14 protein-coding genes are annotated in these 16,847 nt (G+C 71.3%); 7 read left to right on the top strand and 7 right to left on the bottom strand.

Annotated features, from left to right (window positions below; all coding sequences use genetic code 11):
• Positions 1–152 precede the first annotated feature (152 nt).
• The 3 genes from OG276_RS29545 to tyrS all read left to right on the top strand — a co-directional run bounded on the left by OG276_RS29545 (position 153) and on the right by tyrS (position 4,462).
• Positions 153–1,676, top strand: a complete 1,524-nt coding sequence (locus OG276_RS29545) for a TldD/PmbA family protein (RefSeq protein WP_266909824.1) — start codon at positions 153–155, stop codon at positions 1,674–1,676.
• Positions 1,673–3,073, top strand: coding sequence for a metallopeptidase TldD-related protein (locus OG276_RS29540; protein WP_266909822.1), 1,401 nt, complete (start codon positions 1,673–1,675; stop codon positions 3,071–3,073). The genes OG276_RS29545 and OG276_RS29540 overlap by 4 nt, the downstream gene beginning before the upstream one ends.
• A gap of 123 nt (positions 3,074–3,196) precedes the next feature.
• The gene (gene tyrS / locus OG276_RS29535; protein WP_266909820.1) at positions 3,197–4,462 is read left to right on the top strand and encodes a tyrosine--tRNA ligase; all 1,266 of its coding nucleotides are present in this window, start codon (positions 3,197–3,199) and stop codon (positions 4,460–4,462) included.
• A gap of 91 nt (positions 4,463–4,553) precedes the next feature.
• Here the strand turns inward: tyrS and OG276_RS29530 are convergent, their stop codons facing one another.
• A complete protein-coding gene (locus OG276_RS29530; protein WP_266909816.1) occupies positions 4,554–4,832 on the bottom strand; it encodes a GlsB/YeaQ/YmgE family stress response membrane protein in 279 nt (92 codons plus the stop codon).
• 232 nt (positions 4,833–5,064) lie between these two features.
• Between OG276_RS29530 and OG276_RS29525 the strand changes: the two genes are divergently transcribed.
• Together OG276_RS29525 and OG276_RS29520 are read left to right on the top strand one after the other, a co-directional pair.
• The gene (locus tag OG276_RS29525) at positions 5,065–5,343 is read left to right on the top strand and encodes a DUF3099 domain-containing protein (protein WP_266909814.1); all 279 of its coding nucleotides are present in this window, start codon (positions 5,065–5,067) and stop codon (positions 5,341–5,343) included.
• 136 nt (positions 5,344–5,479) lie between these two features.
• Positions 5,480–5,770 carry a hypothetical protein gene (locus OG276_RS29520; RefSeq protein ID WP_266913456.1) on the top strand — a complete coding sequence of 97 codons (291 nt, stop codon included), beginning with the start codon at positions 5,480–5,482 and terminating at the stop codon, positions 5,768–5,770.
• A gap of 48 nt (positions 5,771–5,818) precedes the next feature.
• Here the strand turns inward: OG276_RS29520 and moaA are convergent, their stop codons facing one another.
• The 3 genes from moaA to OG276_RS29505 all read right to left on the bottom strand — a co-directional run bounded on the left by moaA (position 5,819) and on the right by OG276_RS29505 (position 9,038).
• Positions 5,819–6,808, bottom strand: coding sequence for a GTP 3',8-cyclase MoaA (gene moaA, locus OG276_RS29515; protein ID WP_250742236.1), 990 nt, complete (start codon positions 6,806–6,808; stop codon positions 5,819–5,821).
• Between the two features lie 212 nt (positions 6,809–7,020).
• Positions 7,021–8,676: a cation acetate symporter gene (locus tag OG276_RS29510; RefSeq protein ID WP_266909811.1), complete on the bottom strand. Its 1,656-nt coding sequence runs from the start codon at positions 8,674–8,676 to the stop codon at positions 7,021–7,023.
• Positions 8,673–9,038, bottom strand: coding sequence for a DUF485 domain-containing protein (locus tag OG276_RS29505; RefSeq protein WP_266909809.1), 366 nt, complete (start codon positions 9,036–9,038; stop codon positions 8,673–8,675). Before OG276_RS29505 ends, OG276_RS29510 begins: the two co-directional genes overlap by 4 nt.
• Positions 9,039–9,295: 257 nt before the next feature.
• Here OG276_RS29505 and OG276_RS29500 point away from each other — a divergent pair, with 257 nt between their 5' ends.
• Complete coding sequence (locus tag OG276_RS29500) at positions 9,296–10,840, top strand: S8 family serine peptidase (protein WP_266909807.1); 1,545 nt, start codon at positions 9,296–9,298, stop codon at positions 10,838–10,840.
• Positions 10,841–10,979: 139 nt separating this feature from the next.
• On the opposite strand, the gene OG276_RS29495 is transcribed toward OG276_RS29500, so the two are convergent.
• Genes OG276_RS29495 through OG276_RS29485 form a run of 3 tightly spaced genes read right to left on the bottom strand, consistent with a single transcriptional unit; the run spans position 10,980 to position 13,657 of the window.
• A complete protein-coding gene (locus OG276_RS29495; protein WP_266909805.1) occupies positions 10,980–12,023 on the bottom strand; it encodes a zinc-dependent alcohol dehydrogenase family protein in 1,044 nt (347 codons plus the stop codon).
• 18 nt (positions 12,024–12,041) lie between these two features.
• Complete coding sequence (locus OG276_RS29490; RefSeq protein ID WP_266913212.1) at positions 12,042–12,704, bottom strand: lysoplasmalogenase; 663 nt, start codon at positions 12,702–12,704, stop codon at positions 12,042–12,044.
• Between the two features lie 59 nt (positions 12,705–12,763).
• Positions 12,764–13,657: a sterol desaturase family protein gene (locus OG276_RS29485; RefSeq protein ID WP_266909803.1), complete on the bottom strand. Its 894-nt coding sequence runs from the start codon at positions 13,655–13,657 to the stop codon at positions 12,764–12,766.
• Between the two features lie 127 nt (positions 13,658–13,784).
• On the opposite strand from OG276_RS29485, the gene OG276_RS29480 reads away from it, so the two are divergent.
• Positions 13,785–16,802, top strand: a complete 3,018-nt coding sequence (locus OG276_RS29480) for an NACHT domain-containing NTPase (RefSeq protein ID WP_266909801.1) — start codon at positions 13,785–13,787, stop codon at positions 16,800–16,802.
• Positions 16,803–16,847 lie beyond the last annotated feature (45 nt).

Raw genomic sequence — 16,847 nt, 5'->3', positions numbered from 1 at the left:
AAAAACCTATAGGTCAAGTACCCCTTCCGGAGAATCGGGCTCCGACAGGGCCTCGGTACGGGCTCTGTCGAGTCCCTACAGAAAGATGTAGGCACGGCAAGCCCCGACGCGACATGATCGTGTCTGCTGTCCAGACCCCCGGGAGGACCTCCGTGCCCCATTCCATCGACGCGGCCTTCACCGCGCTGCCCTTGCGGGCGCTGGCCGACGCGGCGCTCGCGCGGGCCCGCGCGCTGGGCGCCGACCATGCCGATTTCCGGCTGGAACGGATCCGCAGCGCCTCCTGGCGGCTGCGCGACGCCAAGCCCTCCGGCGGGTCCGACACCACCGACCTCGGATTCGCGGTCCGCGTGGTGCACGGGGGCAGCTGGGGCTTCGCCTCCGGTGTGGACCTGACCATGGACGCCGCCGCCAAGGTGGCCTCGCAGGCCGTGGCCATGGCGAAGCTGTCCGCCCAGATCATCAAGGCGGCCGGATCGGACGAGCGGGTCGAGCTCGCCGCCGAGCCGGTGCACGCCGACAAGACCTGGATCTCCGCCTACGACGTGAACCCCTTCGAGGTTCCCGACACGGAGAAGGCCGCGCTGCTCGCCGACTTCAGCGCGCGTCTCCTGGCGGCCGACGGGGTGGCCCACGTGGACGCCTCGCTGCTCGCGGTCCACGAGAACAAGTTCTACGCCGACACCGCCGGCACCTCCACCACCCAGCAGCGGGTCCGCATCCACCCGCAGCTGACCGCCGTCGCCGTGAACGCCGCCACCGGCGAGTTCGACTCGATGCGCACCATCGCCCCGCCGGCCGGGCGCGGCTGGGAGTACCTGACCGGCACCGGCTGGGACTGGAACTCCGAGCTGGAGGCGATCCCCGGGCTGCTCGCCGAGAAGATGCGGGCACCGAGCGTCGAGGCCGGGCGCTACGACCTGGTCGTGGACCCCTCCAACCTGTGGCTCACCATCCACGAGTCCATCGGCCACGCCACCGAGCTGGACCGGGCGCTGGGCTACGAGGCCGCGTACGCCGGGACCTCCTTCGCCACCTTCGACCAGCTCGGCAAGCTGGCGTACGGCTCGCCGATCATGAACGTGACGGGCGACCGGACCGCCGAGCACGGGCTGGCCACCATCGGGTACGACGACGAGGGCGTCGAGGCGCAGAGCTGGGACCTGGTCAAGGACGGCACCCTGGCCGGCTACCAGACGGACCGTCGGATCGCGAAGCTGACGGGCCTCGGCCGCTCCAACGGCTGCGCCTACGCCGACTCCCCCGGGCACGTGCCCGTCCAGCGCATGGCGAACGTCTCGCTCCAGCCGGATCCGGGCGGACTCTCCACCGAGGACCTGATCGGCGGGGTGGAACGCGGGATCTACGTGGTCGGCGACCGCTCCTGGTCCATCGACATGCAGCGCTACAACTTCCAGTTCACCGGGCAGCGCTTCTTCCGCATCGAGAACGGAAAGCTCGCCGGTCAGCTCCGCGACGTCGCCTACCAGGCCACTACCACCGAGTTCTGGGGCTCGATGGAGAAGGTCGGCGGTCCGCAGACCTACGTCCTGGGCGGCGCCTTCAACTGCGGCAAGGCCCAGCCGGGCCAGGTCGCGGCGGTCTCGCACGGCTGCCCGTCCGCGCTGTTCCGCGACGTGAACATCCTGAACACCACGCAGGAGGCCGGACGATGACCTCGTCGAGTCGCACCACCAAGCCCCACGAGATCGTCGAGCGGGCGCTGGAGCTGTCCACCGCGGACGGCTGCGTCGTCATCGCCGACGAGCAGTCGAGCGCGAACCTGCGCTGGGCGGGCAACGCCCTGACCACCAACGGGGTCACCCGCGGCCGGACCCTCACGGTCATCGCCACGGTCGACGGCAAGGAGGGCACGGCCTCGGGGGTCGTCTCGCGCTCCGCCGTCACGGCCGAGGAGCTGGAGCCGCTGGTCCGGGCCGCCGAGGCGGCCGCCCGCGGCGCCGGACCGGCGGAGGACGCCCGGGCGCTGGTCACCGGCACCCCGTCCTCGCCGGACTTCGCCGACGCCCCGGCCGAAACCTCCTCGGCGGTGTTCGCGGACTTCGCGCCGGCCCTCGGCGAGGCCTTCGCCCGGGCCCGCGCGGGCGGCCGCGAGCTGTACGGGTTCGCCAACCACGAGCTGGTCTCCACGTACGTGGGCACCTCTACGGGGCTGCGCCTGCGCCACGACCAGCCCAACGGCACCCTGGAGCTCAACGCGAAGTCCCCGGACCGCCAGCGCTCGGCCTGGGCCGGCCGCGCGACCCGGGACTTCAAGGACGTGGACCCGACCGCTTTGGACGCGGAGCTGGCCGTGCGCCTCGGCTGGGCGGAGCGGAAGATCGACCTTCCCGCCGGGCGGTACGAGACGCTGCTGCCGCCCACGGCCGTGGCCGACCTGCTGATCTACCAGATGTGGTCGGCGGCGGCCCGGGACGCGGTGGAGGGCCGGACGGTCTTCTCCAAGCCCGGCGGCGGCACCCGGCTCGGCGAGCGGCTCTCCCCGCTGCCGCTGAACCTGCGCAGCGATCCGAACGCGCCGGGCCTGGAGTCCGCGCCGTTCGTGATCGCGCACAGCTCCGGCGACGACGCCTCCGTCTTCGACAACGGCCTGCCGGTGCCGGCGACCGACTGGATCAAGGACGGCGAGCTGGCCCGGCTGACCACGACCCGGCACACGGCGGAGCTGACCGGGCTTCCGGTCTCCCCCTCGTTCGGGAACCTGATCCTGGAGGCCGGCGGGGAGAAGTCCCTGGAGGAGATGGTCGCCTCCACCGAACGGGGGCTGCTGCTGACCTGCCTCTGGTACATCCGCGAGGTGGACCCGGCGACGCTGCTGCTCACCGGGCTGACCCGGGACGGCGTCTACCTGGTGGAGGACGGCCAGGTCGTCGGCGAGGTCAACAACTTCCGGTTCAACGAGTCACCCGTGGACCTGCTGTCGCGGGCCTCGGAGGCCGGCCGGACCGAGAAGACCCTGCCGCGCGAATGGAACGACTGGTTCACCAGGACCGCGATGCCGGCGCTGCGCATCCCGGACTTCAACATGAGCTCGGTCAGCAAGGGCGTCTGATCAACGGCGCCTGATCAACGGCGCCCGATCAACAAAGCGTGAGAGGTACGGGGCTTCCCCGCCTAGACTGGCGGGGAAGCTTCCCAGCTCTCTGTTCCACCTCGTTCAAGGAGACCCAGAACCGTGACGGACATCGTCGACGAACTGAAGTGGCGCGGGCTCTTCGCCCAGTCCACCGACGAAGAAGCGCTGCGCAAGGCGTTCGCGGACGGTCCCGTCACGTTCTATTGCGGCTTCGACCCGACGGCGGCCTCGCTGCACGTGGGTCACCTGGTGCAGGTCCTCACCGTGCGCCGTCTCCAGCAGGCGGGCAACCGTCCGCTGGCGCTGGTCGGCGGGGCCACGGGTCAGATCGGTGACCCGCGCCCGACCGCCGAGCGCACCCTGAACGACCCGGAGACCATCGCGAACTGGGTGACGCGCCTGCGCACCCAGATCGAGCCGTTCCTGTCCTTCGAGGGCGAGAACGCGGCGGTCATGGTCAACAACCTGGACTGGACGGCGGGCATGTCCGCCATCGAGTTCCTCCGGGACATCGGCAAGCACTTCCGCGTGAACAAGATGCTGACGAAGGACTCGGTCGCCAAGCGGCTCGAGTCCGACCAGGGCATCAGCTACACGGAGTTCAGCTACCAGCTGCTCCAGGGCATGGACTTCCTGGAGCTGTACCGCCGGCACGGCTGCGTGCTCCAGCAGGGCGGGTCCGACCAGTGGGGCAACCTGACGGCCGGCCTCGACCTGATCCACCGGGTGGAGCCGGACGCGCACGTCCACGCCATCGCGACCCCGCTGATGGTCAAGGCGGACGGCACCAAGTTCGGCAAGTCCGAGAGCGGCGCCGTCTGGCTCGACCCGGAGATGACCACCCCTTACGCGTTCTACCAGTTCTGGCTGAACGTGGACGACCGGGACGTCTCCACCTACATGCGCATCCTGTCCTTCCAGACCCGCGAGGAGCTGGAAGCGCTGGAGGCGCAGACCGCCGAGCGGCCGCAGGCGCGCGCCGCCCAGCGGGCGCTGGCGGAGGAGCTGACCACGCTGGTGCACGGCGCGGACCAGTGCGCCGCCGTGATCGCGGCGTCCAAGGCGCTGTTCGGCCAGGGCGAGCTGGCGGACCTGGACGAGGCCACCCTGGCCGCGGCCCTGTCCGAGCTGCCGCACGCGAAGGTGGCGGAGCCCGGCCTGGTCGTCGACCTGCTGGCGGAGACCGGGCTGGTCGCCAGCAAGTCGGCCGCGCGCCGGACCGTCAAGGAGGGCGGCGCCTACGTGAACAACGTGAAGGTCGCCTCCGAGGACGCGGTCCCCGCCAAGGAGGACCTGCTGCACGGGCGCTGGCTGGTGCTGCGCCGCGGCAAGAAGAACCTGGCGGCGGTCGAGGTCACCGGCTAGTCGCCGCCGCGACACGACGGAGGGGCCGGCCCGGACAGTGCGTCCGGGCCGGCCCCTCCGTCGTGCTCCGCCGCAGAGCGGGCGGTATCCCTCAGGTCATCTGCCTCTTGCCGCCGCGCAACGAGCTGTAGATCAGGTCACCGAGACCGACCACCACGACGGCTCCCGCAAGCTGCAGCAGGTGCCTGATCCAGTCGACGCCCTTGGTCTCGTTGACGCCGATCCACGTGGCCACGGCGTTGCCGAGGACCGCGCCGACGATGCCGAAGATGGTCGTCAGCCAAAGGGGCTGGTGCTGCTTGCCCGGCAGGATCGCCCGGGCAATCAGTCCCAGTACAAAGCCGACGATGATCGCCCACAACCAACCCATGTCGAGCCTCCTCCTGGCGCGTTGTGCGCATGTGGGCCCAGTCTCGACCCATCCGGCCTACTGCGCATTTCGGACAGCGCCATTCGGGGGACACCCGCTCTGCCCGTCCGGGGGCACGCGGCGTACCGTGGAGGCGTCCGGGCCGGGGAGTGTCCGGCGATCGATCGGGTGGTGGGTTGTGGAGCGGACGAAGCGGAACGGGTCCGAGGTCTTCCGGATCACGGGGGCGCGGATGAGCCTCGCCGAGGACGTCCGGGGACGTCAGCGCCGGTACGTGATCTCGATGCTGATCAGAACCCTGTCGGTCGTCGCGACGATCGTGCTGTGGAACGTGCAGCGGCCCGTGGCCATCGTGACGCTCGTCGCGGGGGCGCTGCTGCCGTACATCGCGGTGGTCATCGCCAACGCGGGGCGCGAATCGACGCCCTCCCTGCCGTCCCACTTCATGCCGGCGCCCGTACGCCCCGCTCTGGGCGACGGGAACCTCAAGAAAAGCTCAGATCAATCATGAAGTTCCAGTGCACCGCACCGGGTCCTGCGTGACATACTGCCTACGCGCTCCGCATCCCCCGTCGGAGCGACGGACCGACGCCGGGCAGCTCCCCCCGTGGCTGCTCGGCGTCGCCATTCCGTCTTAGGGTTGAGCCGTGACTCCCCTAGACGCACCTCTGAACGACGCTTCCGGCGACGACGCGCCCCTCGACGACGTCCCCGCCGCCGACGCACCCACCTGCTCCGCCAAGGGCTGCCGCGACAACGCCGCCTGGGTCCTGGCGTGGAACAACCCGAAGCTGCACACCCCCGAGCGCCGCAAGACCTGGCTGGCGTGCGAGGAGCACCGCGAGCACCTGTCCCAGTTCCTGGGGGTCCGCGGTTTCCTCAAGGACGTCGTGAAGCTCGACGAGTGGGAAGCGCCCGAGGGCTCACAGCGGCCGTAGCCACTGCGAGCCCTCGGGGTCGCTCCGAGCCGTCGCCGGCGGCGGAGGTCAGCCGCCGATCGCCGACATCGGGCGGTCGGGCTGCAGGAAGGTCGGGTCGTCGAGGCCGGACCCGGCCTTCTTGCCCCACATCGCCACCTTCCACAGGCGGGCGATCTCCTCGTCCGGGGCGCCCGAGCGCAGGGCGGCGCGCAGGTCGGACTCCTCGGTGGCGAAGAGGCACGTACGGATCTGGCCGTCGGCCGTGAGGCGCGTACGGTCGCAGGCGCCGCAGAACGGGCGGGTGACCGAGGCGATGACGCCGACGGTGGCCGGGCCGCCGTCGACGACCCAGCGCTCGGCCGGGGCGGAGCCGCGCTCCTCGGAGCCTTCTTCGGTGAGCGTGAAGCGGGTGCGCAGGGATTCCAGGATGTCACCGGCGGTGATCATGCCGTCGCGCTTCCAGCCGTGCTGGGCATCGAGCGGCATCTGCTCGATGAAGCGGAGCTCGTACTCGTTCTCCACGGCCCAGGCCAGCAGGTCGGGGGCCTCGTCGTCGTTGAGTCCGGGCATCAGCACCGCGTTGACCTTGACGGGGGTGAGGCCGGCGTCGCGGGCGGCGGCCATGCCCTCGATGACGTCCTTGTGGCGGTCGCGGCGGGTCAGGGTCTTGAAGACCTCGGGCCGCAGGGTGTCCAGGGAAACGTTCACCCGGTCCAGGCCGGCCGCCTTGAGGGCCTGCGCGGTGCGCTTGAGGCCGATGCCGTTGGTGGTCAGCGACATCTTGGGGCGGGGCTCCAGGGCCGCGCACTGCTCGACGATCCCGACGAGGCCGGGGCGCAGCAGCGGCTCGCCGCCGGTGAAGCGGACTTCCTTGATCCCGAGCTGGGTGACGGCGATGCGGATCAGCCGGACGATCTCGTCGTCACTGAGCAGATCGGACTTGCCGAGCCACTGCAGGCCCTCCTCGGGCATGCAATACGTACAGCGCAGATTGCACCGGTCGGTGAGCGAGACACGCAGGTCAGTGGCCACGCGGCCGTAAGTGTCGAGAAGCACTGTGAGCCCCCTCCCCTGTCCGGTTTGTAGAGGTTTGCGCCATAGCGGATGAGATTACGAGCGCTACTGACGAGCCTACGCGAACCCCGTGTCATCTAGGGGTGCCCGAATGAACGAGACGAGGCGTGGCCGTGTCGTAGGGAAATACGACACGGCCACGCTGGGTGCTCGGAGCAATCCTCTGAGATGTACTGGCGCTGCGGTGCAGGGTGTCAGTGCGCGCCGGTTCCGGTGAGCGACCGGACCTCCAGCTCGGCGAACTTCTGGGGGTCGGCCTTCTCCTTGGAGAGGACGGTTCCCAGCCACCCCAGCAGGAAGCCGAGGGGGATGGAGATGATGCCGGGGTTCTCCAGGGGGAACCAGTAGAAGTCGGCGCCCTTGAACATCGAGGTGGGCTTGCCGGAGAGGACCGGCGAGAACAGCACCAGGACGACCGAGGAGATCAGGCCGCCGTAGATGGACCACAGGGCGCCCTGGGTGGTGAAGCGCTTCCAGAAGAGGCTGTAGAGGATCGTCGGCAGGTTGGCGGAGGCGGCGACCGCGAAGGCCAGGGCGACGAGGCCCGCCACGTTGAGGTCGCGGGCCAGGGCGCCGAGACCGATGGCCACGGCTCCGATGACCACGGTGGACCAGCGGGCCGCCCGTACCTCTTCCTTCTCGGTGGCCTTGCCCTTGCGGATCACGTTCACGTAGATGTCGTGGGCGAAGGAAGAGGAGGAGGCCAGGGTCAGGCCCGCGACGACCGCGAGGATCGTGGCGAAGGCCACCGCCGAGATCACGGCGAGCAGGACCGCGCCGCCGGTGGAGCCCGAACCGCCGCCGATCTCCTGCGCGAGCAGCGGGGCCGCGGTGGTGCCGGCCTTGTTGGAGGCGATGATGTCGGCCCGCTTGAGCAGGGCGGCGGCGCCGAAGCCGAGGACGATCGTCATCAGGTAGAAGGCGCCGATGATGCCGATGGCCCAGTTCACGGACTTACGGGCGGCCTTGGCCGTGGGGACCGTGTAGAAGCGGATCAGGATGTGCGGCAGGCCGGCGGTGCCCAGGACCAGGGCGAGGCCCAGCGAGAGGAAGTCCAGCTTCGAGAGCGAGTCCTTGCCGTACTTCAGGCCCGGCTCCAGGAACTTGACGCCCTGCCCGCTGTTGTCGGCGGCCTTGCCGAGCAGGTCGGAGATGTTGAAGTTGAACTTCCACAGGACCAGGAAGGTGATCAGCAGCGTGCCCGCGATCAGCAGCACGGCCTTGATCATCTGGACCCAGGTGGTGCCCTTCATCCCGCCGATGGTGACGTAGAGGATCATCAGGACGCCGACCAGCGAGACGATGACGACCTTGCCGAAGTCACTGGTGATGCCGAGGAGCAGCGAGACGAGCACGCCGGCGCCGGCCATCTGGGCGAGCAGGTAGAAGATCGAGACCACGATGGTGGAGGTGCCGGCGGCGGTGCGTACGGGGCGCTGGCGCATCCGGTAGGCGAGCACGTCGCCCATCGTGTAGCGGCCGGAGTTGCGCAGCGGCTCGGCGACCAGGAGCAGGGCCACCAGCCAGGCGACGAGGAAGCCGATCGAGTAGAGGAAGCCGTCGTAGCCGAAGAGCGCGATGGCTCCGGCGATGCCGAGGAAGGACGCGGCGGACATGTAGTCGCCGGAGATGGCCAGGCCGTTCTGGAATCCGGTGAACTGGCGGCCGCCCGCGTAGAAGTCGGCGGCGTCCTTGGTCTGGCGTCCGGCCCAGATCGTGATGGCCAGGGTGGCGACGACGAACAGCCCGAACAGGGTGATGATCAGCGGGCGGTGCTCGGAGGCGCCTGCGGCGGTGGTCGTACCCGCCGTGGCCGCACCGGCGACCGCCACGTACAGCGGGGCGCTCATTCGCCCGCCTCCATCCTTGCCTTGATGGCCGAGGCCCTGGGGTCGAGCTGGGCCGCCGCGTGGCGCGAGTACAGCCAGGCGATGAGGAAGGTCGTCGCGAACTGGCCGAGGCCCAGGACGAGGGCCACGTTGATGTTGCCGAAGAGCTTCGTCCCCATGAAGCCGCCCGCGTAGTTGGAGAGCAGGACGTAGAGCAGGTACCAGGCGATGAACGCCACGGTGAGCGGGAAGGCGAAGGAGCGGTGCGCGCGGCGCAGCTCGGCGAACTCCTCGCTCTGCTGGACGCGTACGAACTCTTCGGCCGCGGGGGTCGCCGGCGGCGTTCCCGCGCTGCCCGGGGGCGGCGCTGCTTCGGTGGTCACGGGGGACTCTCCTTGTGACGCGGGTGCGGTGGGGATGACGGACAAAACAACCTCCGTGGGGGGACGGTGGTGCCGATCCCCCTGTCAACGGCACGTCCGGCGCGTCGGGGTGGTTCAACACCTGTTTGTTTCTTTGGGAACTGATTCCTCGAACTAATGGCGCAGAGGGGAACAGAAACGCTAAGTTCGCCTGTCATGAACCCGTCCGTCGCGACCGCGCCCGGACGGCTTTTTTTCAAGGATGATCTGGAGAACCCATGGCTCATCTGGGATCCGGCCGCCGGCGTGCCCTCGCCATACCGGTCGGCCTGGCGCTCACCGCCTCGCTCGCCTTCCTGCCTTCGGTCGCGGCCTCAGCCGCACCGCTGAGCATCACGGCGGACGCGGCTACGACCTCTACGGCCGAGACGACCGGCCCGAAGCTGTCGTACGTGGCGAACCTGAAGACGTATGCCACGGTGAAGGCGGCGAAGAAGGCCATCGAGCGGGCCGGTGGAACGGTGGTGACGGCCTATGAGCAGATCGGGGTCGTCGTCGCGCACTCCCAGAACCCCGACTTCGCCAAGCAGCTGCGCGCCAACCGCGGTCTGTTCGACTCGGTCGGCGCCACCCGTACGGCCCCCCTCTCGGCGGTGCAGACCACCGACGAGGGCGCGACGCAGCAGCTGAGCGCGGCGGACGCCGCCAAGGCGGCAGCGGCGGCCCAGGAGGGTCAGGAGCCGCTGGAGTCCAACCAGTGGGACCTGCGGACGATCAAGGCCGATCAGGCTCACAAGATCAACGATGGCAGCCGGAACGTCACTGTGGGCGTCATCGACACGGGTGTCGACGACACTCACCCCGATATCGCGCCGAACTTCTCCAAGGAGCAGTCGGCCAACTGTGTCGGCGGCGTCGCGGACACCAGCGAGGGCGCCTGGCGTCCGTACGTGGACGGCAGCGACCACGGCACGCACGTGGCCGGCACCATCGCGGCCCCGCGCAACGGCGTCGGCATCAGTGGTGTCGCGCCGGGCGTCAAGGTCGCCGGCATCAAGGTGAGCGAGCCCGGCACCAGCCTCTTCTACACCGAGGCGGTCGTCTGCGGCTTCATGTTCGCCGCCGAGAAGGGGATCGAGGTGACCAACAACAGCTACTACGTCGACCCCTGGCTCTACAACTGCAAGGCGGACGACGACCAGAAGGCGCTGGTGGAGGCCATCGGCCGGGCCACCAAGTACTCCGAGCGCAAGGGCACGCTGCACGTGGCCTCCGCCGGCAACTCCAACCACGACCTGGCCGGCGAGTCGATCCTCGACGACACCAGCCCGAACGACACCACCCCGGTGCCGCGCACCATCGACCCGAGCGTCTGCTTCGACCTGCCCACCCAGCTCCCGGGCGTGGTCACGGTGTCGGCGACCGGTGACAAGGGCCTGCGCTCGTACTACTCCAGCTACGGCCTCGGAGTCGTCGACGTCGCCGCCCCCGGTGGCGACAAGTGGCAGATCCCGGCCACCCCGGACGCCAACGGCCGCGTGCTGTCGACGGTCCCGGGCGGCGGCTACGGCTACAAGCAGGGCACCTCGATGGCCGCCCCGCACGTCGCCGGTGTCGCGGCGCTCCTCAAGAGCGCCCACCCGTACGCCACGCCCGCGATGATCCAGGCGATGCTCAAGTTCCAGGCCACCAAGGCCGACTGCCCGTCGCAGATCTACAACGCCGCGGGCACCCTGGTCGACGCCACCACCTGCGAGAGCGGCTGGGGCCAGACGGGGTACTACGGTCACGGCGTGGTCGACGCGCTGAAGGCCGTCAAGTAACCGGCGGAATCCGCTGACACGCTGAGACACAGAAGGGCCGGGCGGGGAACATCCCGCCCGGCCCTTCCTCGCGTTCCGGCGCTGCCGGGTCGCCACGGTGCTGCGGCCCCTGTGGCCCCGTGGCCCTACGGCCCTTCCGTCAGGGCTTGATCATGACCTTCAGCGCGCTGCGGTCGTCCATCGCCCGGTAGCCCTCCGGCACCTCGTCCAGGGTGACGGCCCGGTCGAAGACCGGCGACGGGTCGATCGCGCCGCTGAGCACGTCCGCGAGCAGCTCGGGGATGTACGCGCGGACCGGCGCGACCCCGCCGCGCAGGGTGAGGTTGCGGTCGAACATGACCCCGAGGTCGAGGCCGGTGCCGCTGCCGTGCGGGACGCCGACGTAGCCGATGGCCCCGCCGTCGCGGGCGATGTTCACGGCGGTGCGCATGGACTGCTCCGTGCCGACCGCCTCGATGACCGAGTGGGCGCCCTGGCCGCCGGTGAGCTCGCGCACGGCCGCCTCGGCGGCCTCGCCGCGCTCGGCGACCACGTCGGTGGCCCCGAAGAGCTTGGCGATGTCCGTACGGACGGCGTGCCGGCCCAGTGCGATGATCCGGTCGGCGCCCAGGCGCTTGGCCGCGAGGACCCCGCACAGGCCGACCGCGCCGTCGCCGACGACGGCGACCGTGGAGCCCTTGCGGACCCCCGCGCCGAGCGCGGCGTGGTGGCCGGTCCCCATGACGTCGGACAGCGCGAGCAGCGCGGTCAGCAGGTGGTCGTCGGAGGCGGCGTCGGCGGGCAGCTTCACCAGCGTGCCGTCGGCGTGCGGGACCCGGACGGCCTCGCCCTGGCCGCCGTCGTGGCCGACCGAGCCCCAGAAGCCGCCGTGCTCGCAGGAGGTGTAGAGCCCCTCGGAGCAGTAGGCGCAGGTGCCGTCGGACCACATGAAGGGGGCGACGACGAGGTCTCCGGCGCGCAGGCCGGAGACGGCGGAGCCGGTCTCCTCGACGACGCCGAGGAACTCGTGGCCGATCCGCTGGCCCGGCTGGCGCTTGGCCTCGCCGCGGTAGGCCCACAGGTCGCTGCCGCAGATGCAGGCACGCAGGACGCGGACGACGGCGTCCTCGGGGCGCTGGATCGCAGCGTCGGGCACCTCCTCCACGCGGATGTCGTGCGGGGCGTGGATGACGGTGGCGCGCATGGTGGTGCAATCCTCCGGCTAGGAAATGGTTGAGCCCTGTAGGGCCTCCCTACCGTACGCCCGCTGCGCCGCGAGTGCTCCCGTGGCCAGCAGGTACTGGGCCGCCACGTAGGTGGCCATGACCCAGAAGTCCGGACGGGGCAGCTGGGGCCACTCGGCGACCCCGGTGGCGATGAGCGTGTCGGAGAGCAGGAACAGGGCCCCGCCGAGCCCGGCCCGCCGTCCCAGGGCGCTGGAGCGGTAGGCCATGGCGGTCAGCAGCAGGCTGTACCCGGCGACCGGGATGCGCAGCTCCGCGGGCAGGTCGCCCCAGAGCAGGGTGACGGTGGACAGCAGCGCGGCGGCGTACGCGGCCCCGAGCAGGGGGCCCGTACGGCGGCGGCCGAAGAGCGCGAGATAGCAGACGTGCCCGGCGGCGAAGGAGCCCATGCCGATCAGGAAGGCCACATCGGCGTCGAAGAGCAGGGCCAGGTCCCCGCCCCAGCCGAACAGCAGGGCCGCGATCAGCAGCTTGGGGGCGCGCAGGGTGATCACGTAGGCGACGAGCAGCGGCATCAGCAGCGGCTTGGCGATGAGGTGCCCGGTGTGCCAGCCCGCCAGCAGCGACCCGAGGTCCAGGGCGGTGGCGGCGGCGAAGGCGACGAGCAGCGCCTTCGTGGCGAAGCCGGAGCCCGGGGGGATGGCGGGGCGCGCCCAGGCGGGCGTACGGGACCCCGCGCGCTCGGTGGATCCGGTGGCGCTCACGCGGCGTGCTCCGGGGCGGGGGCGGGCGCGGGCGCCTCGGCCGGGGCGGTCTGCGCCGTCTGCGCGGGCTGCCAGCCGGGGCCGCGGAAGACGCGTCCGGCGCGCTCGCGCCAGGTGGTGGCCCCGCGGACGTCGCGGGCGATGGAGGCGTACTCGTGGGTGGCGACGCGCAGCGGGTTGTAGGTGCCGATGTTCTTGGTGAGGCCGAAGACGGGCTTGTCGGTCTCACCGACCCAGGAGCCGAACATCCGGTCCCAGACGATCAGGATGCCGCCGAAGTTCCGGTCCAGGTAGCCGCCTTGGGAGGCGTGGTGGACGCGGTGGTGGGAGGGGGAGTTGAAGACGTACTCGATCGGCCGGGGCAGTTTGTCGATGCGCTCGGTGTGGATCCAGAACTGGTAGACGAGGTTGACCGAGTAGCAGAAGGCGATGGCGGCCGGGTGCACGCCCAGCGCGATCATCGGGAGGTAGAACGGCCAGGAGGTGGCGCTGGTCCAGGGCTGGCGCAGGGCGGTGGTGAGGTTGAACTTGCGGCTGCTGTGGTGGACGACGTGGCAGGCCCACAGGATCCGGATGACGTGGTGGCCTCGGTGCTGCCAGTAGTAGAGGAAGTCCTGGGCGAGCAGCATCAGCGGGATGGTCCACCACAGGACGGGGACGCGCAGCGGGGTGAGCTCGTAGACGGCGGTGTAGATCGCGACGATCGGGATCTTCCAGAGGAAGTCGAAGCCGAGGCTGCCGATCCCCATGCCGAGGCTGGTGACGGCGTCCTTGGTCTCGTATCCGGCGGCGTCCTCGTCGGGATGGATGCGGTAGCTCACCAGCTCGATGACGGTGAGCAGGACAAAGGCGGGTATGGACCACAGCACGACATCGGGCAGGTTCGGCATGTCCGCACCATAGAGGCGGGTTCGGGGGCTCGGCTAGTGGTTGTTACCGATCGGTATCCATCGGTGTTACCGACGGTTCACGAGATGCTTCCGGGTGCGGGTGTCCGGGCAAGGGGAGGGCATGGGGATGACTGACTCAGGGGCGGGCTTCGGGGCCGCGGCCTTAAGGACGGCCGAGGCGGTGGCACTGGCCCTGGCGAAGTCCCGGCCGGGCCCGGCGCGCCGGCTCAGGCCGGCGAAACCGGGCGATCCCGCGGTACGGCGCCTCGCGCACGAGCTGGCGGGCCGGCTGACCGGGGCGGCCCCGGAACTCGCCGAGCCCGACCGACTGGCGGCGGTGACCGCCCTCGGCGAGGTGTTCGCCGCGCTGGGCCCGAGGGAGGCCCGCGCCCTCTTCTCGGCGGACCCCGGCCCGGGCCCCCTGGACGATCCCCCGGCGGACGCCTCCTTGAGCCCCGCGGCGGCGACGGCCTACCGGGAGCTGTTCGCCCTGTGCCGCGCGGCGGGCGGAACGGGCCCGCAGGACCCGGCCGGCGGGAGCGGGGGCGGGAGCGCCGGAAGCGGGAGCGCGGCCGACCGGGCGGCGCGGTTCGAGGAGGAGTACGCGCACCACGTGGCCCGGGCCCAGGCGCGGGTCCAGCTGTTCGGGCTGACCTTCAGCCAGGACCGCCAGGACTGGCCCCTGGACCTCGCCTACATCAGCCTCGCCGTCAGCGGCGCGCAGCTCCTGGAAGAGCCCGGCCCGCAGACCCCGGTCAAGGCCGAGGTGGCCCTGAACTCCGCGGAGCGGGTCCTGCTGCGCGGCCCGGCCGGCTCGGGCAAGAGCACCCTCGTCCAGTGGCTGGCCCTGAACGCCGCCCGCAGCAGTTTCGGCCCCCAGCTGCGCGACTGGAACGCCCTGATCCCCTTCGTCCTGCCGCTGCGCTCCTTCAACTCCCCCGCCGGGCTCCCCCGGCCCGGGGACTGGCTGACCGCGACCGGGGTCCCGCTGACGGCCCCGGAGGGCTGGGTCGAGCAGCTCCTCTCCGCCGGGCGGGCGCTGGTGCTGGTCGACGGGGTCGACGAGGTGCCGCCGCGGCTGCGCAGCCGGACCGAGTCCTGGCTCCGGGAGCTGCTCACCGCGTACCCGGCGGCCCGCTTCGTGGTCACCACCCGCCCCTCGGCCGTACCGGAGGACTGGCTCACCGCCCAGGGCTTCTCCTCGCTGGCCCTGCTGCCGATGGAACGCGACGACGTCGGCGCCTTCATCACGCACTGGCACGACTCCGCCCGCGCGGAAGCCGACGGCGAGGGCGCCGGCCGGGAGCGCGAGCTGCTCGACCGGTACGAGAAGGCGCTCCTCCAGGCCGTCGCCACCCGCCGGGACCTGGGCCGGCTCGCGACGAACCCCCTGATGTGCGCGCTGCTGTGCGCCCTGAACCGGGACCGCCGGATGCACCTGCCCCGGGCCCGCAAGGAGCTCTACGACGCGGCGCTCGACATGCTCCTGATCCGCCGCGACAGCGAACGGGACATCTCCGGGGTCGAGGGCGTCTACCTCAGCCGGGACGAGCAGACCCTGCTGCTCCAGCGGCTCGCCTACTGGCTGATCCGCAACGGGCAGGTGGAGGCCTCCGCCGAGGAGGCGATCCGGATGATCGCCGAATCGCTCGACGCCATGCCGCAGGTCAAGGCGCAGGGCAGCGCGCAGACGGTGTTCCGGCACCTGCTGATCCGCAGCGGGCTGCTCCGGGAGCCGGTACCGGGCTCGGTGCTGTTCGTCCACCGCACCTTCCAGGACTACCTCGGCGCCAAGGCGGCCGTGGAGGCACGGGACTTCGGCGTCCTGGTGCGCAACGCCCACGAGGACACCTGGGACAACGTGGTCCGGATGGCCGTGGGGCACGCCCGCCCGGACGAACGCGCATCGCTGCTGCGGCAGTTGCTGCACCGCGCCGACCAGGTGGAAGCCGACCGCAGCCGCCTGGTGCTGCTCGCGGCCGCCTGTCTGGAGCACGCGCCGGAGCTGGACCCGGAGGTCTGGCGCGAGGTGGAGGCGCGTACGGCCCGGCTGCTGCCGCCGCGTTCCCCGAGCCAGGCCGGGGAGCTGGCCAAGGCGGGCGAGCTGGTCCTGGAGCTGCTGCCGGAGCCGGCCGGGCTCACCGAGGACGAGGCCGCCGCGACGATCCGTACCGCGGCGCTGGTCGGCGGCGACCGGGCCCTGCAGGTGATCGCGGGCTTCCGGACCGACGACCGGTACGAGGTGGGGCGCGAACTGTCCGACGCCTGGGGGCGGTTCCCCGTGGACGCCTACGTGGACACGGTGCTCGCCGACGCCCCCATGCGCGCGGCCCACCTGCACGTGCGCACCGCCGGACAGCTGCGGGCCCTGGACCGGCTCCCGCACGTCAACCGCCTGCACGTCACCTGGGACGGGCCGGTGCCGCGGGAGATCTCCGGGCGGCGGGACCTGGAGTCGCTGATCCTGCACCGCAACGCACGGCTGTCCGACCTGTCCCCGCTGGCCGGCCGGTCGCAGCTGCGGCACCTGGGCGTCCTGGACTGCCCGAAGGTCACCGGGATCGAGGTGGTGTCCGAACTGCGGGCGGACAGCCTCGCCTTCGGGTACCTGCGGGACGACCTCTCGCTGGCCCCGCTGGCGGGAGCGGCCGGTCTGCGCTCGCTCGTCATCGGCTTCGAGCCGGAGCAGCGGCGGATCGGGGACGTGCCCGCCGCGGACTCGCTGACCGCGCTGCACCTGTGGCAGGGCGCCCGCCGGATGACCCTCGACGGGATCGAGCGGTGGCCGCTGGTGGAGAAGCTGACGGTCGCCGGGAGCGGCCAGTACCGGCAGCTGGTGCGCTCGCTGCCGCTCAGGGGGCTGACAGCCCTGCAGATCCGGCACGCCGCGCCCATTTCGGCCGGGGCGCTCCTGCCGTACGAACGCCTCGGCCGGCTCGTGCTGATCCGGTGCGCGCTGGAGGGCACCCTGGAGGCGCTGCGCGATGTCCCGGCGCTGCGCCGGCTGGTGCTGAGCGAGTGCCTGGGGACCGTGGACCTGTCCCCGCTCGCCCCCTTGGCGGAGCTGGTGATCGAGCTGCGCCGGGGCACGCACGTCACCGGGGCGGAGCTGATCCCGCCGGAGCGGCTCGTCCGCAGGGACTGAACCGCTCCGGCGGGACCGGGGAGCCCGGGGGGCCGGCCGGAGCGC

Source organism: Streptomyces sp. NBC_00086 (assembly GCF_026343255.1).
GTDB lineage: Bacteria > Actinomycetota > Actinomycetes > Streptomycetales > Streptomycetaceae > Streptomyces.
This window is presented reverse-complemented; position numbering and strand designations above follow the sequence as displayed.

Coding starts and splice junctions, on each gene's coding strand:
- OG276_RS29500 (WP_266909807.1), top strand. CDS start 9,296: ATGGCTCATCTGGGATCCGGCCGCCGGCGTGCCCTCGCCATACCGGTC.
- OG276_RS29495 (WP_266909805.1), bottom strand. CDS start 12,023: ATGCGCGCCACCGTCATCCACGCCCCGCACGACATCCGCGTGGAGGAG.
- OG276_RS29480 (WP_266909801.1), top strand. CDS start 13,785: ATGACTGACTCAGGGGCGGGCTTCGGGGCCGCGGCCTTAAGGACGGCC.
- OG276_RS29485 (WP_266909803.1), bottom strand. CDS start 13,657: ATGCCGAACCTGCCCGATGTCGTGCTGTGGTCCATACCCGCCTTTGTC.
- OG276_RS29530 (WP_266909816.1), bottom strand. CDS start 4,832: ATGGGTTGGTTGTGGGCGATCATCGTCGGCTTTGTACTGGGACTGATT.
- OG276_RS29540 (WP_266909822.1), top strand. CDS start 1,673: ATGACCTCGTCGAGTCGCACCACCAAGCCCCACGAGATCGTCGAGCGG.
- OG276_RS29510 (WP_266909811.1), bottom strand. CDS start 8,676: ATGAGCGCCCCGCTGTACGTGGCGGTCGCCGGTGCGGCCACGGCGGGT.
- OG276_RS29525 (WP_266909814.1), top strand. CDS start 5,065: ATGAGCCTCGCCGAGGACGTCCGGGGACGTCAGCGCCGGTACGTGATC.